This window comes from Variovorax sp. CAN15, assembly GCF_030462475.1.
GTDB lineage: Bacteria > Pseudomonadota > Gammaproteobacteria > Burkholderiales > Burkholderiaceae_C > Variovorax.
In genome coordinates this window covers 23,545-47,153 of sequence record NZ_JASMRZ010000030.1, presented here as the reverse complement: position 1 = coordinate 47,153, position 23,609 = coordinate 23,545, and the positions used below count along the sequence as shown (strand labels likewise).

At 67.6% G+C, this 23,609-nt stretch carries 22 protein-coding genes and 1 tRNA gene; 14 read left to right on the top strand and 9 right to left on the bottom strand.

Translation table 11 applies throughout. The features are described from left to right. Positions 1–41: 41 nt before the first annotated feature. The 7 genes from QMO14_RS19010 (at position 42) to QMO14_RS18980 (ending at position 6,029) form a co-directional block, all read left to right on the top strand. The gene (locus QMO14_RS19010; protein WP_301508989.1) at positions 42–806 is read left to right on the top strand and encodes an ABC transporter ATP-binding protein; all 765 of its coding nucleotides are present in this window, start codon (positions 42–44) and stop codon (positions 804–806) included. Continuing rightward, on the top strand, positions 803–1,543 hold the full coding sequence (locus QMO14_RS19005) for an ABC transporter ATP-binding protein (protein WP_301508987.1): 741 nt from the start codon (positions 803–805) through the stop codon (positions 1,541–1,543). Before QMO14_RS19010 ends, QMO14_RS19005 begins: the two co-directional genes overlap by 4 nt. A 154-nt stretch (positions 1,544–1,697) precedes the next feature. Beyond that, positions 1,698–2,681: a branched-chain amino acid ABC transporter permease gene (locus QMO14_RS19000; RefSeq protein ID WP_301508985.1), complete on the top strand. Its 984-nt coding sequence runs from the start codon at positions 1,698–1,700 to the stop codon at positions 2,679–2,681. 19 nt (positions 2,682–2,700) lie between these two features. Continuing rightward, positions 2,701–3,768, top strand: coding sequence for a branched-chain amino acid ABC transporter permease (locus QMO14_RS18995; RefSeq protein ID WP_301508984.1), 1,068 nt, complete (start codon positions 2,701–2,703; stop codon positions 3,766–3,768). Between the two features lie 115 nt (positions 3,769–3,883). Beyond that, a complete protein-coding gene (locus QMO14_RS18990) occupies positions 3,884–4,759 on the top strand; it encodes an alpha/beta fold hydrolase (protein WP_301508983.1) in 876 nt (291 codons plus the stop codon). A gap of 66 nt (positions 4,760–4,825) precedes the next feature. After that, the gene (locus tag QMO14_RS18985; RefSeq protein WP_301509013.1) at positions 4,826–5,332 is read left to right on the top strand and encodes a DUF1993 family protein; all 507 of its coding nucleotides are present in this window, start codon (positions 4,826–4,828) and stop codon (positions 5,330–5,332) included. Positions 5,333–5,465: 133 nt separating this feature from the next. Further along, positions 5,466–6,029 (top strand): thioredoxin family protein, encoded by a 564-nt coding sequence (locus QMO14_RS18980; RefSeq protein WP_301509011.1) that lies wholly within the window; start codon positions 5,466–5,468, stop codon positions 6,027–6,029. 18 nt (positions 6,030–6,047) lie between these two features. Here QMO14_RS18980 and QMO14_RS18975 read toward each other — a convergent pair whose 3' ends face one another. The 3 genes from QMO14_RS18975 to hemH are packed head-to-tail and all read right to left on the bottom strand — an operon-like array spanning position 6,048 to position 9,051. Then, on the bottom strand, positions 6,048–7,154 hold the full coding sequence (locus QMO14_RS18975; RefSeq protein WP_301508980.1) for a hypothetical protein: 1,107 nt from the start codon (positions 7,152–7,154) through the stop codon (positions 6,048–6,050). After that, entirely contained in the window at positions 7,151–7,999 is an 849-nt protein-coding gene (locus QMO14_RS18970) for a bifunctional 2-polyprenyl-6-hydroxyphenol methylase/3-demethylubiquinol 3-O-methyltransferase UbiG (RefSeq protein ID WP_301508979.1), read from the bottom strand. Before QMO14_RS18970 ends, QMO14_RS18975 begins: the two co-directional genes overlap by 4 nt. Then, positions 7,996–9,051, bottom strand: a complete 1,056-nt coding sequence (gene hemH / locus QMO14_RS18965; protein ID WP_301508977.1) for a ferrochelatase — start codon at positions 9,049–9,051, stop codon at positions 7,996–7,998. The genes QMO14_RS18970 and hemH overlap by 4 nt, the downstream gene beginning before the upstream one ends. A 15-nt stretch (positions 9,052–9,066) precedes the next feature. Between hemH and QMO14_RS18960 the strand changes: the two genes are divergently transcribed. Then, positions 9,067–9,798 carry an HAD family hydrolase gene (locus QMO14_RS18960; protein WP_301508976.1) on the top strand — a complete coding sequence of 244 codons (732 nt, stop codon included), beginning with the start codon at positions 9,067–9,069 and terminating at the stop codon, positions 9,796–9,798. Between the two features lie 4 nt (positions 9,799–9,802). Here QMO14_RS18960 and QMO14_RS18955 read toward each other — a convergent pair whose 3' ends face one another. Beyond that, positions 9,803–10,108 (bottom strand): NIPSNAP family protein, encoded by a 306-nt coding sequence (locus QMO14_RS18955; RefSeq protein ID WP_301508975.1) that lies wholly within the window; start codon positions 10,106–10,108, stop codon positions 9,803–9,805. 127 nt (positions 10,109–10,235) lie between these two features. Here QMO14_RS18955 and QMO14_RS18950 point away from each other — a divergent pair, with 127 nt between their 5' ends. Then, positions 10,236–10,877: a LysE family translocator gene (locus QMO14_RS18950; RefSeq protein ID WP_301508974.1), complete on the top strand. Its 642-nt coding sequence runs from the start codon at positions 10,236–10,238 to the stop codon at positions 10,875–10,877. A 19-nt stretch (positions 10,878–10,896) separates the two neighbouring features. Here QMO14_RS18950 and QMO14_RS18945 read toward each other — a convergent pair whose 3' ends face one another. Genes QMO14_RS18945 through hpnC form a run of 4 tightly spaced genes read right to left on the bottom strand, consistent with a single transcriptional unit; the run spans position 10,897 to position 14,222 of the window. Next, on the bottom strand, positions 10,897–11,205 hold the full coding sequence (locus QMO14_RS18945; RefSeq protein ID WP_301508973.1) for a hypothetical protein: 309 nt from the start codon (positions 11,203–11,205) through the stop codon (positions 10,897–10,899). A 4-nt stretch (positions 11,206–11,209) separates the two neighbouring features. Continuing rightward, on the bottom strand, positions 11,210–12,469 hold the full coding sequence (hpnE, locus tag QMO14_RS18940; protein WP_301508972.1) for a hydroxysqualene dehydroxylase HpnE: 1,260 nt from the start codon (positions 12,467–12,469) through the stop codon (positions 11,210–11,212). Positions 12,470–12,471: 2 nt separating this feature from the next. Further along, positions 12,472–13,311, bottom strand: a complete 840-nt coding sequence (gene hpnD, locus QMO14_RS18935) for a presqualene diphosphate synthase HpnD (protein WP_301508970.1) — start codon at positions 13,309–13,311, stop codon at positions 12,472–12,474. Further along, entirely contained in the window at positions 13,308–14,222 is a 915-nt protein-coding gene (hpnC, locus tag QMO14_RS18930) for a squalene synthase HpnC (RefSeq protein ID WP_301508969.1), read from the bottom strand. Before hpnC ends, hpnD begins: the two co-directional genes overlap by 4 nt. Positions 14,223–14,373: 151 nt before the next feature. On the opposite strand from hpnC, the gene QMO14_RS18925 reads away from it, so the two are divergent. The 4 genes from QMO14_RS18925 (at position 14,374) to QMO14_RS18910 (ending at position 20,883) form a co-directional block, all read left to right on the top strand. After that, complete coding sequence (locus tag QMO14_RS18925; RefSeq protein WP_301509009.1) at positions 14,374–16,218, top strand: potassium transporter Kup; 1,845 nt, start codon at positions 14,374–14,376, stop codon at positions 16,216–16,218. Between the two features lie 118 nt (positions 16,219–16,336). Continuing rightward, complete coding sequence (locus tag QMO14_RS18920; protein ID WP_301508967.1) at positions 16,337–17,536, top strand: efflux RND transporter periplasmic adaptor subunit; 1,200 nt, start codon at positions 16,337–16,339, stop codon at positions 17,534–17,536. After that, positions 17,533–20,691: an efflux RND transporter permease subunit gene (locus tag QMO14_RS18915; RefSeq protein WP_301508966.1), complete on the top strand. Its 3,159-nt coding sequence runs from the start codon at positions 17,533–17,535 to the stop codon at positions 20,689–20,691. Before QMO14_RS18920 ends, QMO14_RS18915 begins: the two co-directional genes overlap by 4 nt. A gap of 105 nt (positions 20,692–20,796) precedes the next feature. Continuing rightward, a tRNA-Leu gene (locus QMO14_RS18910) sits at positions 20,797–20,883 on the top strand. 71 nt (positions 20,884–20,954) lie between these two features. Here the strand turns inward: QMO14_RS18910 and QMO14_RS18905 are convergent. Continuing rightward, the gene (locus QMO14_RS18905) at positions 20,955–21,917 is read right to left on the bottom strand and encodes a tetratricopeptide repeat protein (protein WP_301508965.1); all 963 of its coding nucleotides are present in this window, start codon (positions 21,915–21,917) and stop codon (positions 20,955–20,957) included. Between the two features lie 267 nt (positions 21,918–22,184). Between QMO14_RS18905 and tig the strand changes: the two genes are divergently transcribed. After that, positions 22,185–23,501, top strand: coding sequence for a trigger factor (gene tig / locus QMO14_RS18900; protein WP_301508964.1), 1,317 nt, complete (start codon positions 22,185–22,187; stop codon positions 23,499–23,501). The last annotated feature ends 108 nt before the right edge of the window (positions 23,502–23,609 follow it).

Genomic DNA, 23,609 nt, shown 5'->3' with positions numbered 1-23,609 from the left:
CGCCGCCCTTTCTTCCTTTCGATTCGCAATGACCAACGACGATGCTTGAGACCCGAGATCTGACCATCCGCTTCGGCGGGCACGTGGCCGTCAACAGCGTGAGCTGCGCCTTCGCGCCGGGCACGCTGACGGCCATCGTCGGCCCCAACGGCGCGGGCAAGACCACCTACTTCAACCTGATCTCGGGCCAGCTCAAGGCGAGCGCGGGCACCGTGTCGCTCGACGGGCATTCGTTGTCGGGCCTGTCCCCCTCCGCACGTACGCACGCGGGGCTGGGGCGGGCCTTCCAGCTCACCAACCTGTTTCCCAACCTCACGGTGCTGGAGAACGTGCGCCTCGCGGTGCAGGCCACGCGCGAGGGCGCGCACCGGCGCGGGCTCAACCTGTGGAGCATCTGGAGCGACCACAAGGCGCTGACCGAGCGGGCCGACCAGATCCTGGCCGACGTGGCGCTCAAGTCGCGCGAGCACGCCACGGTGGCGAGCCTGCCGCATGGCGACCAACGCAAGCTCGAAGTGGCTCTGCTGATGGCGCTGGAGCCCAAGGTCTTCATGTTCGACGAACCCACGGCCGGCATGAATGCGGCCGAGGCGCCCGTCATCCTCGACCTGATCCGCAAGCTCAAGCAGGACAAGAGCAAGACCATCCTGCTGGTCGAGCACAAGATGGACGTGGTGCGCGAGCTTGCCGACCGCATCATCGTGCTGCACAACGGCACGCTGGTGGCCGACGGCGAACCGGCCGAGGTGATTGCCTCGCCGGTGGTGCAAGAAGCCTACCTGGGCGTCGCGAAGGAGGCCGCATGAGCACGAACAACCTGCTGACCCTCGAAGGCGTGCACACGCACATCGGGGCGTATCACATCCTCCACGGCGTGGACCTTGCCGTGCCGCGCGGCCAGCTCACCATGCTGCTGGGCCGCAACGGCGCGGGCAAGACGACCACGCTGCGCACCATCATGGGCCTGTGGCATGCGTCGCAGGGCAGGGTGCGCTTCGGCCATGGCAACAAGGTCGTGGAAATCACCGCCCAGCACACGCCGCAGATCGCCGGCCTGGGCATCGCCTACGTGCCCGAGAACATGGGCATCTTCTCCGACCTCACGGTGAAGGAGAACATGCTGCTGGCCGCGCGCGGCGCCAAGAACGCTCAGCAGATCGACGACACGCGGCTGAAGTGGATCTTCAAGCTCTTCCCCGCGGTCGAGAAGTTCTGGAACCACCCGGCGGGCAAGCTCTCGGGCGGGCAGAAGCAGATGCTCGCGGTGTCGCGGGCCATCGTGGAGCCGCGCGAGCTGCTCATCATCGACGAGCCCAGCAAGGGCCTGGCGCCCGTGATGATCAACAACATGATCGACGCCTTCGCAGAGCTCAAGCGCAGCGGCGTGACCATCCTGCTGGTGGAGCAGAACATCAACTTCGCCCAGCGGCTGGGCGACACCGTCGCGGTGATGGACAACGGCCGGGTGGTGCACGCCGGTTCCATGGCGGAGTTCTCCGCTGACGCGCAACTTCAGCAATCTCTATTGGGTCTCGCGCTATGACGTATTCCGTGTCTTGTTCCCTCTCCCGCTTGCGGGAGAGGGCTAGGGTGAGGGCAGGCGGCCTGTGCAACGGCTGTGCTTTTGTCTCGGCGCCGTCGGCCCTCACCCCAACCCTCTCCCGCAAGCGGGAGAGGGGGCAAGAGGAGGCGCAGCAATGAAAGCCCTCGACTTCGACTGGAAGCCGCTGCTGCTGGCCCCGGTGCTCGCGCTCGCCGCGCTGCCGCTCACCGGCTCCTTCTCCACCTGGCTCACGCTGACCGTGGCGGGGCTGGCGATGGGCATGATCATCTTCATCATCGCCTCGGGCCTCACGCTGGTGTTCGGCCTCATGGACGTGCTGAACTTCGGCCACGGCGTGTTCATCGCGCTGGGCGCCTTCGTGGCCAGCAGCGTGCTCGGCCTGATGGGCGACTGGACCGGTTCCGGCGAGCTGTGGCGCAACCTGGTGGCTGTGTTCCCGGCCATGCTGGTCGCGATGCTCGTGGCCGGCGCGGTGGGGCTGGCCTTCGAGCGCTTCATCGTGCGGCCGGTGTACGGCCAGCATCTGAAGCAGATCCTCATCACGATGGGCGGCATGATCATCGGCGAGGAACTCATCAAGGTGATCTGGGGGCCGGCGCAGATTCCGCTGTCGCTGCCCGAGGCGCTGCGCGGCTCGCTGCTGGTGGGCGACGCGGCCATCAGCAAATACCGCCTGCTCGCGGTGGCCGTGGGCGTGGTGGTGTTCGGCGTGCTCGCGTGGACGCTGGGGCGCACCAAGATCGGCCTGCTCATACGCGCCGGTGTGCAGGACCGCGAGATGGTCGAGTCGCTGGGCTACCGCATCGGGCGCCTGTTCGTCGGCGTGTTCGTGGTCGGCAGCGCGCTGGCCGGCCTGGGCGGCGTGATGTGGGGGCTGTTCCAGCAGAACCTGGTGCCGCAGATGGGCGCGCAGGTCAACGTGCTGATCTTCATCGTCATCATCATCGGCGGGCTGGGCTCGACGGGTGGGGCGCTCATCGGCGCGCTGCTGGTGGGGCTGATGACCAACTACGTGGGCTTCCTGGTGCCCACGCTCACGCAGTTCGCGAGCATCTTCCTGATGGTGGCCGTGCTGCTGTGGCGCCCGCAGGGCGTGTACCCGGTGGCGAACCGCTGAAGAAGAGGAGGAAGAAGACATGTTCCTGAAACGACTCCTCTCCAACGACATGCCTCGCAGTCGGCTGCTCGCCGTGCTGCTGCTGGCGATGTTCGTCGCGCTGGCCTTCGCGCCGTTCATCTTCCCGGGCGTGAAGGCACTGAGCGTCGCGGCCAAGATCCTGGTGTTCGTGGTGCTGGTGGCCAGCTTCGACCTGCTGCTGGGCTACACCGGCATCGTGAGCTTCGCGCACACCATGTTCTTCGGCATCGGGGCCTACGGCATCGCCATCTCGGCTTCGCGGCTCGGGCCCAACTGGGGCGCGGTGCTGGTGGGGCTGGGCGCGTCGCTGGCGATCTCGCTGCTGCTCTCGTTCGCCATCGGGCTGTTCTCGCTGCGGGTGCGCGCGATCTTCTTCGCGATGATCACGCTGGCCGTGGCCTCGGCCTTCCAGACGCTGGCTTCGCAGATGTCCGACTTCACCGGCGGCGAAGACGGCCTGACTTTCAAGCTGCCCGAGCTGATCTCGCCTGCCTTCGAGTTCGCGGAAGAGCCTTTCCTCGGCGTTTCGCTCGACGGCCGGCTGCTGTGCTACTACCTGCTGTTCGTGGCGGCGGTGGTGCTGGTGCTGGCGCTGCTGCGCATCGTGAACTCGCCCTTCGGCCGCGTGCTGCAGGCCATTCGCGAGAACGAGTTCCGAGCCGAGGCCATCGGCTACCGGGTGGTGGTGTACCGCACCACGGCCGCCGTGCTGTCGGCGCTCTTTGCCACGCTGGCCGGCGCGATGCTCGCCATCTGGCTGCGCTACAACGGTCCCGACACCTCGCTGAGCTTCGAGATCATGATCGACGTGCTGCTGATCGTGGTGATCGGCGGCATGGGCACCATCTACGGCGCGGCCATCGGCGCGGTGCTGTTCGTGGTGGCGCAGAGCTACCTGCAGGACCTGCTGCGCATCGGCAGCGAGGCCGCGAGCGGCCTGCCGTGGCTGGCCGCGCTGCTGTCGCCCGACCGCTGGCTGCTGTGGCTGGGCGTGCTGTTCGTGCTGTCCGTCTACTACTTCCCCACCGGCATCGTCGGCAAGCTGCGAGCAAGGGCTGCCAAATGAAGCTCACCCCCAGGCTTTACGCACTTCGTGTCGCTACTCCTACCCCCTTGCAGGCGGCCGGGCCAGCGGCCCGGCGAAGCCGGTTCCGCGGCACGCCTGAACGGAACTCACAGAAATGAACTTGCCACTCTCCCGCTACGCGCAGCTTGCCGGCCGCGAGATCCACTGGCTCGAATGGGGCTCGCCCGAGGCGCCCGTGGTCATTGCCTGGCACGGCTTGGCGCGCACCGGCCGCGACATGGACGAGCTGGCGCAGCACTTCGCCTCGCGCGGCTTCCGCGTGATCTGCCCCGACACCATCGGCCGTGGGCTGAGCCAATGGAGCCCGCTGCCCGACGAGGAATACAAGCTCTCGTTCTATGCGCGCATCGCCAATGCGCTGTGCGACGAGCTGCGGCTCGGGCGGGTGCACTGGGTCGGCACCTCGATGGGCGGGGCCATCGGCACCGTCTGCGCCTCGGGCCTCTTCGAGCCGCGCATGAAGGCGCGCATCGCGAGCCTGGTGCTCAACGACAACGCGCCCGAACTGGCGCAGCCGGCCATCGAGCGCATCCGTGCCTACGCGGGCGAGCCGCCGGCATTCGACACGGTGGCCGAGCTCGAAGCCTTCTTCCGCACTGTCTACAAGCCCTACGGCTGGCTCAGCGACGCGCAATGGCGCCGGCTGACCGAGACCTCCACGCGCAGGCTGCCCGACGGCCGCGTGACGCCGCACTACGACCCGGCCATGGTCCGGCAGTTCAGCGCGCACGACAACGACTACCTGATCTGGCCGCACTACGACGCCATCGAGGTGCCGGTGCTGTGCCTGCGCGGGGTCGAGTCCGATCTGGTGCTGCCCGGCGTGATCGAGGAGATGAAGCGGCGCGGTCCCGGCGCGGCCGGCCGGCTGCAGGTGATCGAAGTTCCTGCCTGTGGTCACGCTCCCGCGCTGAACGTGCCCGAACAACTTGATCCCATCGAGGGGTTTATCCGGGCGGCCGGCCGCTGAGGCAGCGGCGGCGTGAAAATCGCCGCCCACCTCAACCACACGGCCGACCACAAGGCCTCGAACACTATGGCGCTCTCGATGTACGACCTGTCCGTGCCCGTCTTCACGCGCGGACTCGGCCAGCTCACCCATATCCTCGACAAGAGTCTCGCGCACGCGAAGGCCAACGGCATCGACCCGGCCACGCTGGTCGATGCGCGCCTCGCGCCCGACATGCTGACGCTGGCCGGCCAGATCCAGCGCGCGAGCGATGCCTGCAAGCTCGGCACGGCCCGCATCGCCGGCGTCACCGCGCCGAGCTTTGCCGACGAGGAAAAGACCTGGGACGACCTGGTCGCGCGCATCGCGAAGACACAGGACTTCCTGGAGACGGTCGACCGCGCGCTGATCGACGGCCATGAAGACCGGGCCGTGACCATCAAGACGCGCGAGGGCGAGGCCACCTTTACGGCGCAGCGCTACCTGCTGCAGTTCGCGCTGCCCAACTTCTTCTTCCACGTGACCACGGCCTACGACGTGCTGCGCCACAAGGGCATGCCCATCGGCAAGATGGACTACCTGGGCAAGTTCTGACCAGGGCGGCCCTTCACGCCGCCGGGACAAACTTCAAATTGCCGTGACACATGCGCACGCAGCGCGTGCGCCGCGAACAATCGCGCCTGACCGCTGTCGGTCTGACACACGAGCGAGGTTTGCGATCATGAACATGATGTCCAGAAGGGCGTTCTCGGGGCTCGCCGCCGGAGCTTCCGCCCTGGCCGCCGCCGCGGGCGGCGCCTGGCCGGTGCGCAGCGCGCTGGCCGCTTCGCCGGGCCTGCGTGACTACGGCAAGGCCCCCGAGTTCACGGGCATCGACAAGTGGCTCAACTCCGGGCCGCTCACGATGAAGGGGCTGGCCGGCAAGGTGGTGCTGGTCGACTTCTGGACCTACTCCTGCATCAACTGCATTCGCACGCTGCCGCACGTGGTGCGCTGGTACGAGACCTACAAGGACCGGGGCTTCACCGTGGTGGGCGTGCATTCGCCCGAGTTCGCCTACGAGAAGCTCACGCGCAATGTGCAGGACGCGATCGAGCGCTTCAACATCCGCTACCCGGTGGCGCAGGACAACGGCTTCGCCACCTGGCGGGCCTACAACAACCAGTACTGGCCCGCGTTCTACCTGGCCGACAGCAACGGGCAGGTGATGCGGCAGCACTTCGGCGAAGGGGAATACGCCGAGATGGAGGCCGCGATCGAGGTGCTGCTGGCGCGCAGGCCCCCGGCCTGAGCCTGGGCAGAGCCAGCTTTACTTGCCCGATTCGAGGATGCGCCGCACCGCGGCCTTGCCTGCGGGCGCGAGGACCGGATCGAGGTCGGCGTAGGGCACTTCGACCTCGATTTCGCAGCCGTTGCCATAGGCGGGCTGGGCGAATCGCATGCCCTTGGCTTCCAGCGTCAGGTCGTAGTAGGCGCCTTCTTCGTAGTTGGACCGGCAGTTGTCCTCGGCCTTCGACGCGTCGATGCCCGCGTAGCGAAACAGGAAGCGGCGCAGCTTAGGTGTCATCGAGGCGCCTCCGGTGCCGGAGATCCTCCCTGCCTCGGCCGGGCGCGACTTCGACAGCGAGCGCAGGCCGAACCAGGACCATGGGTCGACCTGCCTGCCCGTCTGCAGGTCCCAGGTGCGATAGAACCAGGAGATGCCGTTACGGCCCATGCCCGCCGCCCAGGTGTAGTTGCGGATGCTGAGCCACTGCGAGCTCCAGTAAGAAGGATCGGCGGTGTTCTCGTCTTCCGCCGGCACGCCGACCCGCCCGAGGAACTCGCGGCGCTTGTCGAAGTACTCCTTGATCGTGTCCTTGCTGGTGTCGAAGTCGCGGCGCAGCTCGCGGTTGATGGCCGCCAGCGTGGGCTCGGGGCCGGAGAGCTCGATGGTTTCCTGGCCGGCGAAGCGCAGGCGGCGGAAGCTGCGGCCGGGCGCGTATTCCTCCTTCTTGCCGACTTCGATCTTTGGCGGCGCTTCGAGCTGGCCCGCGTAGCCTTCGCTGCCGCAGGCCCGGTCGTCGCCAGTGGTGTCGGCCAGGTCGAGCCTGATCGGCAGCGTCACGGGCGTGCCCTTCACGCTCTTCCAGGTGCCGGTCAGCGTGTTGCCCTTGGCAGGGTCGAGCGACCACAGGCCGGTGTCGCCGGCTTCGTGCCAGAAGCTGTCTTTTTCGACGCGACTCAGCGGGATCGCCTTCTTGTACTGCTTGTAGAAGTAGCTGCCGCTCGGGAATTCGGCGTTGAAGCAGGCCACGATGGCCTTGGTGCCGAGCGTGCCTTCCCACACGCCCTTGGGCACTTCGACGGTTCCGGTCGCGCTGGCCAGGAAGGGCGCCAGCAGAAAGAGGCCACCGAGGGCGTGAAAGAGCTTCATGGCTTGCGTGCGGAGATCGAATACATGAGCGGAATGCGCGGCATGCCCTCGGGCGGCGCCATGCGGCGCCCGCCGATGTCGCGCATGCCTTCGAAGGGCTTCCAGCCGTTGGCGTACGGGTACTCGTCGAGCCGCTCGATGACGAGGCCGGCCTGCGACAGCGCGGTCGTCACCTGGCCCACGCCCCATGTGAACTCGAAGCTCGGATGCGGGTTGCTGAAGTTTTCCACGCCACGCTCGTAGCCCTCGCGCACGAGGCCGTCGCCGGACTCGGCCACGTAGTCGCTCACGCCTTCCTCGGGCACGGGAGCTTCGTTGAAGTAGTCGTAGTGGAACTTCCAGGCGGGGTCGAACACGAGTGCGAAAGGATGGAACTCGATGAAGACGAAGCGGCCACCGGGCTTGAGCAACTGCTCCACGCCGCGCGCCCAGGCGCCGATGTCGGAGAGCCAGCACAGCGTGCCGTACGAGCAGAACACCATGTCGAAGCGCTCGCCGCGCGCCTGCGCATCGCGGAAGTAGTCGTAGACATCCGAGCGCACGAAGCGCGCCGCGATGCCCGACTGCTGCGACAGCCGCGCCGCGAAGTCGACGGCCTCGTCGGAGATGTCCACGCCCGTCACCTCGGCACCCAGGCGCGCGATGCTCAGGCTGTCCTGCCCGGCATTGCACTGCAGGTGCAGCACCGACAGGCCCGTCACGTCGCCGAGCAGACCGGCTTCCTCGGGAAAGAGGGTGGAGCCGCCCTTGCGGAAGAAGGCGGCCTGGTCGCCCTTGTGGCTGTTGTGCGCGACGGTGGCCGCGTTCCACGAGACCCGGTTGGCTTCGTGCAGGTCCTGCTTCATTGGGTGGTGCTTGTTCCTTGCGTGGGCCAGCCCGCCAGATTGCGTTCGGCGATGCCCGCTAGCGCGGTGATCCATGCCGGGCTGTCGTTGAGGCAGGGGATGTAGCTGAAGGCTTCACCGCCCGAGTGCAGGAAGGCTTCGCGGCCTTCCATGGCGATTTCTTCGAGCGTCTCGAGGCAGTCGGCCGGGAAGCCCGGACAGACCACATCGACGCGCTTCACGCCGGAGGCGCCGAGTTCGCGCAGCGTGGGCTCGGTGTAGGGTTCCAGCCACTTGGCCTTGCCGAAGCGCGACTGGAAGGTCACGCGGTACTGGGTGCTCGAAAGGCCCAGCCGTGCCGCGAGCAGGCGTGCGGTTTCGAGGCACTGCGCCTGGTACGGGTCGCCCAGCGCGATGTTGCGCGCGGGAATGCCGTGGAAGCTCATCAGCAGCACCTCGCCGCGGCCGTCGGTCTTCCAGTGCTTCTCGATGCTCTGCGCCAGCGCCTCGATGTAGGCGGGGTCGTCGTGGTAGTCGTTGACGAAGCGGAATTCGGGCACGCGGCGCTGCCTGCTGCTCCAGGCATTCACCGCGTCGATCACGCTCGCGGTGGTGGTGCCCGAGTACTGCGGGTAGGCCTGCAGCACCAGCACGCGGGTGGCGCCATCGGCCTTCAGCGCGTCGAGCCGGGAGGCGATGGAGGGGCTGCCGTAGCGCATCGCGTCGCGCACCGTCACGCGATGGCCGCGCTCACCGAGCCAGCCGGCCAGCAGCGTGGCCTGCTTCTGCGTCCATACCTTGAGCGGCGAGCCTTCGCGCATCCAGATGCTCGCGTACTTGGCGGCCGACTTGGCAGGCCGCGTGCGAAGGATGATGCCGTGCAGGATCGGTGCCCACAGCACCTTCGGGATCTCGACCACGCGCGGGTCGCCCAGGAAGTCGGCGAGGTAGGGGCGCACGGCGGCCGCGGTGGGGGCGTCGGGCGAGCCGAGGTTGCACCAGAGCACCGCGGTGCGGGGGGCACTTGGGGAACCGGGGGTACTCGGAGAGGCGTTCTCTTGGGTCGAAGGCATGCGATATTCTCAGGCATGACTTCCGCTTCCCCGGTGCCCGCGGGCGCCGCGCCTCTCGATCTCAAGCGCATCTCGGCGATCTCACTGGACCTCGACGACACCCTCTGGCCGATCTGGCCGACCATCGAACGCGCCGAGGCCGTGCTGCATGCGTGGCTGCTGCGCGAGGCGCCCAAGACGGCCACGCTGCTGATGACGCCAGGCATCCTGCGCGAGCTGCGCGAAGCCACCGCCAAGGAGCGCTCAGACCTCGCGCACGACCTGAGCGCACTGCGCCGAGAGTCGATCCGCACCGCACTCACCCGCGCGGGCGAAGACCCGGCGCTGGCCGACCCGGCCTTCGACGCCTTCTTCGCCGAGCGCCAGCGCGTGACGCTGTACGACGACGCGCTGCCGGCGCTGAAGTGGCTCAGCGAACGCTATCCGCTGGTGGCGGTCTCCAATGGCAACGCCGACATCCACAAGACCGGCGTGGGCCGCTGGTTCCGCACCGCCTTCAACGCACGCGCCTTCGGCAGCGGCAAGCCGCACGCGCCCATCTTCCGCGCCGCCGCCGCGTCGGTCGGCCTGCTGCCCAAGGATGTGCTGCACGTGGGCGACGATGCCGAGCTGGACGTGGTCGGCGCGCTCAATGCCGGCATGCAGGCCGCCTGGCTGGTGCGCGACGAACGCCCCTGGGTGCACGGCGCGCGGCCACAGCTGATCGTGCCGAACCTGCACGCGCTGTGCATGGCGCTGGGCGGCTGAGGCGTCAGCTGAAGACCGGGCGGAAGAAGCTGCGTTCGTAGCTCACGATGCAGCGGGTTTCTTCCGCGTACTTGAACGCGGCCTGGCATTCCGGGTCCTGCATCGAGTCGGCGCGGTACTTCTCGTAGGCGGCCAGGCTCGGGAAGGTGAACATCGCGAGCGCCACGTTGTTCGTGCCCTCCGAGGGCAGGAAGTAGCCGTGGTGCTTGCCGCCGAATTTCTCGACCAGTGGAATCCAGAGTTTGCCGTAGTGCTCGAATTCCTTGAGCTTGTAGGCGTCGACGATGTATCGCAGGTAGCAGGTGACCATGGTGTCCGTTTTTCCGTGATGCGGGCCGAGGGATATTGGCGCGGCGTCTGCAGCCGCGCGCCGGGCTGACTATAGTTTCCCGGCTGTCTCAACGTCTTGCGGCTTCGCGCCGGGCAGGAACCCCAAAGTGCATCTCTCCAACTGGCTCATCTTCTGCGGCGTCACGCTGCTCGTCGCTTTCACCCCGGGGCCGGCCGTGCTGCTCGCGGTCTCGAACTCGATGAGCGCGGGGCCGCGACGCGCGATGATCAGTTCGCTGGGCAACGCGGCGGGGCTCTTCATGGTGTCGGCCGCCGCGATGGCCGGGCTGGGCGTGGTGCTTTCCACCTCGGCTCATGCCTTCATGGTGCTGAAGCTGGCTGGCGCGGCCTACCTGATCTACCTAGGCATCAAGCAATGGCGCAGCCAGGGCAGCGTGTTCGCCGACGTGCAGGGCAGCCAGGGCGGCGCGGCACCGCGTTCGAGCTGGCGCCTCTTCGGCCACGGGATGACGGTGGCGCTGACCAACCCCAAGGGCATTCTTTTCTTCTCCGCGCTGTTCCCGCAGTTCCTCACGCAGGACGCGCCGATCCTCACGCAGTTCGCGGTGCTGACCGGTACCTTCGCAGCTGCCTCGGTGATCGCGCATTCGTTCTATGTGCTGCTGGCGCGGCTGCTGCGCAGGCAGCTCTCCGACCCGCGCCGCACGCGCATCTTCAACAAGGTGTCGGGCGGAGCCTTCGTGCTGCTGGGGCTGAGCCTGCTGCGCCTGCGCAACAAGGCGGCCTGATTCCCGCTTTCCGCCTTCCTCAGTCGAGCCCGAAGCGCTCGCGCAGTGCCGCGCAGAAGTCGGCGTTGCCGCTGATCGAGAGGGTGATGGTGTCGTAGCGCGGATCGTCCTCGCTCGATTCCTGCAGGTCGAAGTCCCACGCCGCGCCTTCGTCGAGGGCGCCGCGCGCATCGGGAAAGGTCGCCTCGGCCCAGGCCAGCAACAGGGCGACTTCGGCCCGCACTTCGGGCGTCTTGTCGGGCGGAGTCGATGCCATGGCGTCGAAGGTGCCGTGGCCTTCGGTGTCTTCGCTGTAGTCGAAGTCGAGGTAGCGCAGTCCGGTCGTCATGGCGTCAATCCAGCGATCTGGCGGCGGCGAGCCCGCTGAGCACCGCGCCTTCGAGCGTGGCGGGGTAGGGGCCTTCGATGTAGTCGCCGCAGGCTTGCAGGCCCGGTGCGATGACCGAGTGCGGCCGCGCGAGGCCGGGCGTGCAGGCGAAGGTGGCGCGTTTCTCGATCACGGTCTGCACCAGCTGCAGGTTCGATTGGCCCAGCTGGGCGGCGGCTTGTGCGATGACCTGTTCTTCCAGCACCTCGCGCGACGCCTCGTTCGCGCTCACGACCATCGCAAGCACACCCTGCATGCCGCCGAGCCGGCTCCTGTCGAAAACGAACTGGGCCGGTGCCTTGGCCGGATCGCTGCGAAGCGCGAGCATCGGCTCGGCCAGCGGCCTGGCGCCACGCACATAGATGGTCGCGATGGCCTCGAAGCGCAGCGCCTCGGTGGTTTCACACCAGCGGTCCGCAGGCAGGCCCGAGGCGCGGACCAGCCGCGCCGCGTCCCACGGCGCGCAGGCCAGCACGATCTGGTCGAAGGCTTCTCCGTCGACCAGCCACAGCCCGGCTTCGGATGCGATGGCACGCACGCGCGTGCCGGTGCGCACCGTGGCGCCTTGCTGCGTCAGCCAGCGGATCGCGGCATCGGGCAGCAGCGCCCCGAGATCGGCGCGCGGCAGCAGCAGGTCGGCGCCGCCGCTTCCGCTGAACAGCGCGTCCTTCAGCACGCGCAGGAAGACTTCACCGCTCGATTGCGCCACGGGCGTGTTGAGCGCGGAAACGCACAGCGGCTCGATCAGCTCCCGCATCACGCGCGGAGTGAGCCCGGCGCACAGATCGGCAACCGTCGTGCCGCGCTCGCAGCGAAAGCCCGAGAGCCTCCAGCCGATGGCGGTGCGCAGCAGCGACGACCTGTCGCGCCACGTCCAGCCGCGCGCCGTGAAGATGCCCGCCAGCAGGTCGAGCGGCGCAGGCAGCCGGGGCAGCTTCAGCCCGCCGCCATCGGCAAAACGCAGCGAGAGCGGCAGCCGCAGCAGCGCGCCTTCGACATCCACGCCCACATCGCGCATCAGCTGCAGCGTGGCGGTGTACGCGCCGATCATGATGTGCTGGCCGTTGTCCAGCGCCAGCCCGTGCATGTTGTCGACCCGCCGCGCCCGGCCGCCCGGCATGTGCGCAGCCTCGAACAGCGTGACGGCATGGCCGAGGCGCGTGGCCTCCACCGCGCAGGCAAGGCCGGCCCAGCCGGCGCCGATGACGGCGGTCTTCTTGCTCAAGCTCAGATGCGTCCGAGGGCTTGGACTTTCCAAGCCAGCCAGAACTTGCGCACCGGCGTCAGGCTCACGCGCTGGTTCAGCACCTGGAAGTTGTCGCGTTCGATCTCGCGCAGCAGGGTGCGGTAGATGCTGGCCATCATCAGGCCGGGCTTCTGCGAACGGCGGTCGGCCAGCGGGAGCAGGGCGAGCGCTTCGTCGTAGGCGGAGTGGGCGCGGGCGGCCTGGAACTTCATCAGCTCGACGAAGCGCTCGGAGTGCACGCGGTTCAGTAGCTCGTGCGCCTTCACGTCGAATTTCTGCAACTCGTTGACGGGCAGGTAGATGCGACCGCGCAGGGCGTCTTCACCCACGTCGCGCAGGATGTTGGTGAGCTGCAGCGCCAAACCGAGCTTGTGGGCGTAGGCGGTGGTCTGGGCATCGGTCTGGCCGAAGATGCGGGCGGCGACCTCGCCGACCACGCCGGCCACGAGGTGGCAGTAGCGCGCGAGGCCCTGGAAGTCGAGATAGCGCGTCTGGTCGAGGTCCATCTGGCAGCCGTCGATCACCTCGCTGAGCTGGCGGGCCTCGATGCCGTAGGCCGCGGCGTGCGGCATCAGCGCCTGCATCACCGGATGGCGAGGCGTACCGGCGAACGACTGGGCAACCTCGGTGCGCCACCAGGCGAGCTTGGTGGCGGCCACGCCGGGGTCGCTGACCTCGTCGACCACGTCGTCGACTTCGCGGCAGAAGGCATAGAAGGCCGTGATCGCGGCGCGGCGCGGCTTGGGAAGGAACAGGAAGGCGTAATAGAAACTGCTGCCCGAGGCGGCGGCCTTGTCTTGCACGTATTGCTCGGGGGTCATCGGGGAGGCGCTGCTTTCATGGGGCGTGATTGTCTCCGCATCCGCAGGGCCTTCCAGAGCAGCACCGGCGCGTCGAGCTTGCCGATGGCGGGGCGCTGGGTGAAGGTGTCGAAGCCCAGGTCCTGGATCTTGTCGAGGATGCGCAGCCCGCCCTGCACCACGAAGCGCAGCTCCCAGCCGGCGCGGCCGGGCAGGCGGTGCACGAGGGGGGCACCCTCGGTCATGAGTTCGCGCGCCCAGTGCGACACGACTGCTATCAGATTGATAGCTTCCTGCGGAGGCTCCGCTTGCGAAAGCGGCGCGAAGACCTTGAAGTTCTCGGGCGAGAGGCTGCGCCGGTCGCAGTCGGTCAGCGGAAAGTAGAAGCGGCCGCGCGGCAGGTCGACACTCGGGTCCTGCCAGAAGTTGATGAGCTGCAGGGCGCTGCAGATGGCGTCGCTCTGAACCAGCGCCTCGGCGTCGTGCACGCCGTACAGGTGCAGCAGCAGGCGACCGACGGGGTTGGCGGAGCGGCGGCAGTAGTCGAGCAGTTCGGCGCGGTCGGCATAGGTGCCGTGGTCGCGGGTTTTCTCGATGTCCTGCATGAAGGCGCTCAGCAGGTCGGCGAGCAGGTCCTCGGGCAGGCCGTGCCGGACGATGCTGTGGGCCAGCGGGCCGAACACATGGGGCCAGCGGGATTCGGGGAGCACTTCGCCCCGGGCGGCGGTGGCCAGTTCTTCGCGGTAGGCGCGCAGTTCGGCAAGGCGCTCGGCGGGCGAGGCGCTGCCTTCGTCGGCGATGTCGTCGGCGGTGCGGGCGAAGTGGTAGATCGCGGCGATCGGCGGGCGCAGATGCGGCGGGCATAGCCAGGAGGCTACGGGGAAGTTTTCGTAGTGCGCCGGCGGCGCGGCATGTTGGGGAGTGGCGGACACGCCACGATTGTCAGCGACGGCGCAATGCCCCGGCACTATGCTCGCAGCGTCGCCACTACGAACTTCCCGCTTCATGAAAGCATCCGCTCCGGCTTCCGGGTCCCAGGTTTCAGCGTACGGCGAGGCGGCGCACCCGGCGGGCCCGGCGCTCATGGTGGCGGCGCTGGGCGTCGTTTTCGGCGACATCGGCACCTCGCCGCTGTACGCCTTCAAGGAAACGATGAACCCCGAGCACGGCGTGCCGTTCTCGCCCGATTCGGTGCTGGGGCTGCTCTCGCTGATCTTCTGGGGGCTGATGTTCGTGGTCACGCTGAAGTACGTGGTGTTCGTGCTGCGCGCCGACCACGACGGCGAAGGCGGCATCCTGGCGCTGCAGGCGCTCGCGCGCAGCGCCGTGGCGGGGCCGAAGACCAGGCCGTGGGTGTGGAACGCCATCGGCCTGCTGGGCCTGGTGGGCGCTGCCATGTTCTATGGCGACAGCCTGATCACGCCGGCCATCTCGGTGCTGTCGGCGGTCGAGGGGCTGGAGGTGCAGGCGCCGGTGCTGCAGCGCGCGGTGCTGCCGATCACGGTGGCGATCCTGATCGCGCTCTTCATGGTGCAGAAGAAGGGCACGGGCACGGTCGGCAAGATCTTCGGGCCGGTCATGCTGCTGTGGTTCGTCGTGCTGGGGGTGGCCGGCGCGTGGCAGGTGCTGCAGCAGCCGCAGGTGCTGGCGGCGCTCGATCCGCGGCGCGCCCTGGGCTTCCTTGTCGAGCATCGGGCGCAGTCACTGGCGGTGCTGGGCGCGGTGTTCCTGGCTTTCACGGGCGGCGAGGCGCTCTATGCCGACATGGGTCATTTCGGCGCGAAGCCGATCCGGCTGGCGTGGCTCTTCATCGCGCTGCCGGGTCTGGTGCTGAACTACTTCGGGCAGGGCGCGCTGGTGCTGGCGAACCCGGCTGCCATCGACAACCCGTTCTTCCGGCTCTTTCCCTCGTGGGGCGTGCTGCCGATGGTGGTGCTGGCCGCGACGGCGACGGTCATCGCCTCGCAGGCGGTGATCTCGGGCGCGTTCTCGCTCACGGCGCACGCGATGCGCATGGGCTACCTGCCGCGCATGCGGGTGATCCAGACCTCGGGCACGGCCATCGGGCAGATCTACGTGCCGGCGGTCAACTGGCTGCTGATGGTGGGCGTACTGCTGCTGGTGCTGGGCTTCAGGAGCTCCGGGGCGCTGTCGGCGGCCTACGGCATCGCGGTGTCGATCACCATGGTGACGACCACGCTGCTGGCCGGCATCGTCGCCTGGGGGCTGTGGCGCTGGAACAAGGTGGCGGTGGTGATCGGCGTGACGGCCTTCGCGGTGGTCGACCTGACTTTCGTGGTGGCCAACAGCCTCAAGATCGCAGAGGGCGGCTGGCTCACGCTGGCGGTAGCGGTCGTGGTGATGGTGGTCTTCACCACCTGGGCCAAGGGCCGCCGCCTGGGGCTGGAGGCGGCCGCGGCCGAAAGCCTGCCGTTGCGGCCCTTCGTCGAATCGCTGGCGCAGCACATGCCGCATCGGGTGAGCGGCACGGCGGTGTTCCTGAACCCCGACGCCACGGCGGTGCCGCATGCGCTGCTGCACAACCTCAAGCACAACCAGGTGCTGCATGAGCAGGTGATCGTGCTGCGCGTGCTGCCCTGCGACACGCCGCGCGTCGATGCACGCATCCGCATCGAGGCGGAGCAGCTGATGGAGGGCATCTGGATGGTCACGGCGCGCCACGGCTTCATGGAGCGGCCCGATGTGCCGGAATTCATCCGCATCCTGGCCTACCAGAAGACGCTGGCGATCGACTCGATGAAGACTTCGTACTTCGTCTCGCGTGCCTCGGTGGGGGAGGAGAACCTGCCGGGCATGAACCCGGTCCGGCGTGCGCTCTTCGGCTGGCTGCAGCGCAATGCGGGGCGGGCTTCCGACTATTTCGAGCTGCCCGACAACCGCCTCGTGGAAATGGGCCAGCGCACCTAGGTTTTTTGGCGGCCGGCCGCCCTAGTGACCAGCGGGTCATTGACACTGGTTCACGTTTACCCTAGATTACTAACCAGTGGGTCAGTAATGACTCGGTTCGTCCTCTCCAGGGTGTCTCATGACCGCCTCCATCGTCTCCCCGTTCCGTGTGCGCAGCGCCGCCTGGCTGCTGCTTCCCGCCGTGCTTCTTGCCGGTTGCTCCCCGAAGCCCGCGGCCGAAGACCCGGTCCGGGCGGTCAAGTTCGTGACCGTCGGCACGAGCGAATTCGACGCCCAGCCCGAGTTCTCGGCCGAGGTGCGAGCCCGGGTCGAATCGCGCCTGGGCTTCCGCGTCGGGGGCAAGATCACCAGGCGCCAGGCCGAGCTCGGCCAGCATGTGCAGGCAGGGCAGGTACTTGCCCAGCTCGATCCGCAGGATTACCGCCTCGCCGCCGAAGCGGCACGCGCCCAGCAGGCCGCCGCGCTGACCAACCGTGACCTGGCGGCGGCCGACCTCAAGCGCTACACCGAGCTGCGCGCCCAGAACTTCATCAGCGGCGCCGAGCTGGAGCGCCGCGAAACCACCTGGAAGGCCGCGCAGGCCCAGCTCGAACAGGCGCAGGCGCAACTCGCCTCGCAGGGCAACCAGGCCAACTACACGACGCTAGTGGCCGACGTGGCCGGCATCGTCACCGCCATCGAGGCCGAGCCCGGCCAGGTCGTGCAGGCCGGCACGCCGGTCGTACGCATCGCCCAGGACGGCGCGCGCGACGTGGTGTTCGCGGTGCCTGAAGACCGCGCCACGCTGATCAAGGCCGGCTCACCCGTCACGGTGCGCGGCTGGTCAGGCGGCAACGAACTGCAGGGCCAGGTCCGCGAGGTGGCGGCCAGCGCCGATGCGGTCACGCGCACCTATTCGGTCAAGGTTTCCATCGACGCGGCCACCGCGCCGCCGATCGGGGCCACTGTCTACGCGCGCCCGCAGGCGCTGGCGCATTCGGCAGCCCCGGTGATGAAGCTGCCGACCAGCGCGCTGCGCCAGGAAGGCAAGGGCTCGGCCGTGTGGGTGCTCGACAAGTCGACCATGACGGTGCGCTCGCAGACCGTGCAGGTGGCCACCGCCGACGGCAACGAGGCCGTGATCGCCGGCGGCATCTCGCCCGGCATGATGGTCGTGGCGGCCGGCGTGCACGTGCTGTCGCCGGGGCAGAAGGTCACCATCTACCAGTCCAGGGAGGCGGCTGCTGCTGCCGCCGGTGCCGGTGCGAAGGAGTCGGCGCAGCCCGTCACGGCCGTTGCCGCGACGAACAAGGAGATCGCAGCGGGTGCCGCCAAATGAGCGGCGGCGCGGCGACCCCCACCGACAAGCCCTCCGGCTTCAATCTCTCCAAATGGGCGCTGGACCACGCGCCCCTCACGCGCTACCTGATGGTGGTGCTGATGGTGCTGGGCGCCTTCGCGTACTTCCAGCTCGGGCAGGACGAAGACCCGCCCTTCACCTTCCGCGCGATGGTGGTGCGCACCTACTGGCCCGGCGCCACCGCGCAGCAGGTGGCCGAGCAGGTCACCGACAAGCTCGAGCGCACGCTGCAGGAAGCTCCTTACGCCGACAAGATCCGCAGCTATTCGAAGCCCGGCGAGTCGCAGATCATCTTCAACATCAAGGACTCGTCGAAGTCCACCGAGGTGGCCAACGTCTGGTACACGGTGCGCAAGAAGATCGGCGACATGCGCGCCACGCTGCCAGCCGGCGTGCAGGGGCCGTTCTTCAACGACGACTTCGGCGATGTCTATGGCGTGATCTACGCGCTGGAGAGCGAAGGCTTCAGCTACGCCGAGCTCAAGACGATGGCCGACGACGTGCGCCAGCAGCTGCTGCGCGTGAAGGACGTTGCCAAGGTCGACCAGTTCGGCGTGCAGGACGAGAAGGTCTACATCGAGATCTCGCAGAAGCGCCTGGCGCAGCTGGGGCTGGATTTCAACGCCGTGCTCTCGCAGCTCGGCTCGCAGAACGCCATCGAGAGCGCGGGCACGATCCAGTCGCCGCTGGACGTGGTGCAGGTGCGCGTCGCGGGCCAGTTCACCAGCGTCGACCAGCTGCGCGAGATGCCCATCCGCGGCAGCTCGGGCAACCAGCTCAAGCTCGGCGACATCGCCGACATCCACCGCGGCTACATCGATCCGCCGTCGGTCAAGGTGCACCATCAGGGCAAGGAAGTGATCGCGCTGGGCGTGTCGATGGCCAAGGGCGGCGACATCATCGCGTTGGGCAAGGCGCTGAAGGCCACCGCCGTGACCATCGGGCAGCGCCTGCCGGCCGGCGTGAAGCTGGCGCAGGTGCAGGACCAGCCGGTGGCGGTGGCCAGTTCGGTCAATGAATTCGTGGGCGTGCTGATCGAGGCCGTGGCCATCGTTCTGGCCGTGAGCATCATCTCGCTGGGCCTGCACAAGGGCGGGCGCTTCGGCTGGTACATCGACATGCGCCCGGGGCTGGTGGTGGCGATCACCATTCCGCTGGTGCTGGCCGTGACCTTCCTCGCGATGAACTACTTCGGCATCGGGCTGCACAAGATATCGCTGGGCTCGCTCATCATCGCGCTGGGCCTGCTGGTGGACGACGCGATCATCGCGGTCGAGATGATGGTGCGGAAGATGGAGGAGGGCTACGACAAGGTCCGCGCCGCCACCTTCGCCTACGACGTGACGGCCAAGCCGATGCTCACGGGCACGCTCATCACGGCGGCGGGCTTCCTGCCGATCGGCATCGCGAAGTCGGTGACGGGCGAGTACACCTTCGCCATCTTCGCGGTGACGGTGATCGCGCTGGTGCTGTCGTGGATCGTCTCGGTGTACTTCGTGCCGTACCTCGGCACGCTGCTGCTCAAGGTGAAGCCGCACGACGCGAACGCGCCGCCGCACGAGCTCTTCGACACGCCGTTCTACAACGCCTTCCGCCGCTCGGTGAACTGGTGCGTGCAGCACCGCTGGATGACCATCGGCGCCACGGTGCTGATCTTCGCGCTGGGCATCGTCGGCATGGGCAAGGTTCAGCAGCAGTTCTTCCCTGATTCGAGCCGGCCGGAGATCCTGGTCGACCTCTGGTTCCCGGAGGGCACCTCGTTCGCTGCGAACGAGGAAGTGGCCAGGCGCGTCGAGAAGCGCGTGATGCAGGAGGCCGGCGTGAGCACTGTCAGCACCTGGATCGGTTCCGGCGTGCCGCGCTTCTACCTGCCGCTGGACCAGGTGTTCCCGCAGACCAACGTGTCGCAGCTCATCGTGCTGCCCAAGGACCTGAAGGTGCGCGAGACCCTGCGCATCAAGCTGCCGCAGGTGCTGGCGCAGGAGTTCCCCGAGGTGCGCGGCCGCGTCAAGCTGCTGCCCAACGGGCCGCCGGTGCCGTATCCGGTGCAGTTCCGCGTGATCGGCCCCGACCCGGCGCTGCTGCGAGGCCATGCCGACGAGGTGAAGGCCGTGCTGCGCGACAACGCCAACATGCGTGGCGTGAACGACAACTGGAACGAGTCGGTGAAGGTGATCCGCCTCGAGATCGACCAGGCGAAGGCGCGCGCGCTCGGCGTGACCAGCCAGGCCATCGCGCAGGCTTCCAAGACCATGTTCAGCGGCACCACCGTGGGCCAGTACCGCGAGAACGACCTGCTGATCGACATCGTGCTGCGCCAGGCGCCTGACGAGCGCCAGGCCATCTCGGACATCGGCAACGCCTACATCCCGACGACCTCGGGCCGTTCGATCCCGCTCACGCAGATCGCCAAGCCGGTGTTCACCTGGGAGCCGGGCGTGATGTGGCGCGAGAACCGCGACTACGCCATCACCGTGCAGGGCGACGTGGTCGAGGGCCTGCAGGGCGCCACCGTGACCACGCAACTGCTGCCGAAGCTGCGCGAAATGGAAGCCGGCTGGGTTGCGGCCGGGCAGGGCGCCTACCGCATCGAGGTAGCCGGCGCGGTCGAGGAAAGCAGCAAGGGCTCGGCCTCCATCGTGGCGGGCGTGCCGATCATGCTGTTCCTGGTGTTCACGCTGCTGATGCTGCAGCTGCACAGCTTCAGCCGTTCGCTGCTGGTGTTCATCACCGGCCCGATGGGCATTGCCGGCGTGGCCGGCGCACTGCTGGTGCTGAACCGGCCCTTCGGCTTCGTTGCGCTGCTGGGCGTGATCGCGCTGATGGGCATGATCCAGCGCAACGCCGTGATCCTGATCGACCAGATCGAGCTCGACCGCGCGGCGGGCGTGCCGGCGTGGGACGCGATCGTGGAGTCGGCGGTGCGGCGTCTGCGGCCCATCGTGCTGACGGCGGCCGCGGCGGTGCTGGCGATGATCCCGCTGTCGCGCAGCGTGTTCTGGGGGCCGATGGCCGTCGCAATCATGGGCGGCCTGATCGTGGCAACGGTGTTGACCCTGCTTGCACTGCCCGCGATGTACGCCGCCGCATTCCGTGTGAAGCGCGAGCCGGAAACGCACCCGATTAGCGTCTAAAATCGCTGGCTGACCGATTTCAAGCGGATGGTCTTTGGCCCACGGGAATCCGTGATGCCGAAAGCCCGTCCGCTTTTGCATTCACCTGAAAAAAAGATTGGCATCGCGCGGGTGGCGAAATTGGTAGACGCACCAGGTTTAGGTCCTGACGTTCGCAAGAACGTGCCGGTTCGAGTCCGGCCCCGCGCACCAGCCCTGCTATGTAGCCTGATCTATCGAGCAGTCATGAAGCCCCGTTTCGCAAGGAACGGGGCTTTTTCTTTTCACCAGTCGTTGTCGCTGCTGCCGCTATCGCTGTCGAAGCTGCCGCCGCTGCTGCTTGCGTCGTCCCAGGAGCTCGTGTCCTTGATGCCGAAATCGTTGTCGACGATGCGCTCAGGCTCCGGGGTGGTCGACGAGGGCCAGAGGCCTCGGCCCATTTCGGTGTTTCCGTTGTCGGCGATGCGGGTCGTGCCGCTGTCCCTGTTGTCGATCACGTTGCTGTCGCTGCCGTGCATCCAGTGGCGTACAGCCTCCTGCGCGACCATCGCGCCGACGCCCACGGCCGCGCCTGTGGCAAGGGCCGAGCCGAGGCCCATGCCGGGGCTGGCGGCGGGCGGTGGCGCGGGCGTCCAGTTGCCGCCAGGGCCGTAGCTTCCGTAGCCTGCTGGCGCGCCCTGCATGCCGGGCATGCCCGGTGCGGGGCCGTACGACGGGGCGACCGGTGCCGCGGGCGGCGCGACCCGGCGCCGGAAGGCGAGGTAGCCGACGACCAGCAGCCCCAGCAGGGCGATGGGCATCCACGGTACGGAACTCGTTCTGCTCTCTGTGACGCGCGGTGCCGGCGCAGCGGGCTCGCTCACGCGGGAGGGCGTGCTCCTGGCCTGTGGCACCGGCTTGTCGAGCTTGTTCGTGAGCCGTTCGACGGCCTCGGGCTTTGCGAAGTCGAGTTGGGGCGACAGCGTCCTCGCCCTCGTCAGTTCGCTTCTCGCGTCGTCGAGCTTGCCTTCGGCCGCGAGCAGTTCGGAGTGCACGAAATGCGCCTTGGCGCTGTTGGGATGGTCCTTCAGGACCTTCGAGATCATCGCGTCGGCGTCGGACATGCGGCCGCCGTTGGCAGCCTCGTAGATCTGCTGGATGGTCGGTTCTTTCGGGGTTGGTGCGTCGGTCCTGGCCTGCGCGAGGGAGGGCAGGCCGAATGCCGCGGCGAGAGTGAGGGCGAGGACGGCGAGCATTCGCTGGAGCATGAGGGTTTTCCTGTGCGTTCCTGGGCAGGACGATGAATGATGGCCACTCTAGGAGCCCAATATTGGCCAAACCTGACCAGTGTCAGCACCGTGGCTCATCCCGGTGAAAACCCGCTTTCCCGCCGGATTAGAATCGCAGGTTGCCCAGTTTTGCAGGCGGCATCCGCTTGCCTCCGCATAAATCCCGCGAGCGCGTGTAAGTCCTTGATCTGTATTGATAAAGAAGATGCAGGCCCCGCGCACCAGCCCCCTTACCAGGAAGACATCATGACCGTGACCGTTGAAACTCTCGAGAAGCTCGAACGCAAGATCACGCTGACCCTGCCGGTCGGCACCATCCAGTCCGAAGTCGATTCGCGCCTCAAGAAGCTCGCGCGCACCGTCAAGATGGACGGCTTCCGTCCCGGCAAGGTGCCGATGAACGTCGTGGCCCAGCGCTATGGCTACTCGGTGCACTACGAAGTCATGAACGACAAGGTCGGCGAGGCCTTCTCGCAAGCCGCGAACGAAGCCAAGCTGCGCGTCGCGGGCCAGCCCCGCATCACCGAGAAGGAAGAGTCGCCCGAAGGCCAGCTGGCTTTCGACGCCGTCTTCGAAGTGTTCCCCGACGTCAAGATCAACGACCTGTCGGGCGCCGAAGTCGAGAAGCTCTCGGCCGAAGTCGGCGAAGAAGCCATCGACAAGACGCTCGACATCCTGCGCAAGCAGCGCCGTACCTTCGCCCAGCGCGCGCAAGACGCCGTTGCACAGGACGATGACCGCGTGACGGTCGACTTCGAAGGCAAGATCGACGGCGAGCCCTTCCAGGGCGGCAAGGCCGAAGACTTCCAGTTCGTCGTCGGCGAAGGCCAGATGCTCAAGGAATTCGAAGACGCCGTGCGCGGCATGAAGTCGGGCGACAGCCGCACCTTCCCGCTGTCGTTCCCCGCCGACTACCACGGCAAGGACGTGGCCGGCAAGCAGGCCGACTTCCTCGTCACCGTGAAGAAGATCGAAGCCTCGCACCTGCCCGAAGTCAACGAGCAGCTCGCCAAGTCGCTCGGCATCGCCGAAGCCACCGTGGAAGGCCTGCGCGCCGACATCAAGCGCAACCTCGAGCGCGAAGTGAAGTTCCGCCTGCTGGCTCGCAACAAGAATGCCGTGATGGACGCCCTGGTGGCCAACGCCGAGCTCGACCTGCCCAACGCCAGCGTGCAGTCCGAAGTCAGCCGCATGATCGAAGGCGCCCGCGCCGAGCTGAAGCAGCGCGGCATCAAGGACGCCGACAAGGCCCCGATTCCCGAGGAAGTGTTCCGTCCGCAAGCCGAGCGCCGCGTGCGCCTGGGCCTGGTGGTGGCCGAACTGGTGCGCGCCAACAACCTGCAGGCCAAGCCCGAGCAGATCAAGGCCCACATCGACGAGCTGGCCGCCAGCTACGAAAAGCCGGCCGACGTGGTGCGCTGGTACTTCAGCGACAACAACCGCCTGGCCGAWGTCGAAGCCGTGGTCATCGAGAACAACGTGACCGATTTCGTGCTGGGCAAGGCCAAGGTCAACGAAAAGTCGGTCTCGTTCGACGAGCTGATGGCTCAGCAGCAGGGCTGATCTCCCTGGCTGCCCGCTACGCCGATGGGGCTTGTGCTTTGCGGCACGAGCCCCATTTCACTCAGGCGTACAGTTCAGAAACAGCGAACGATCCCATTTCCCGGAGAG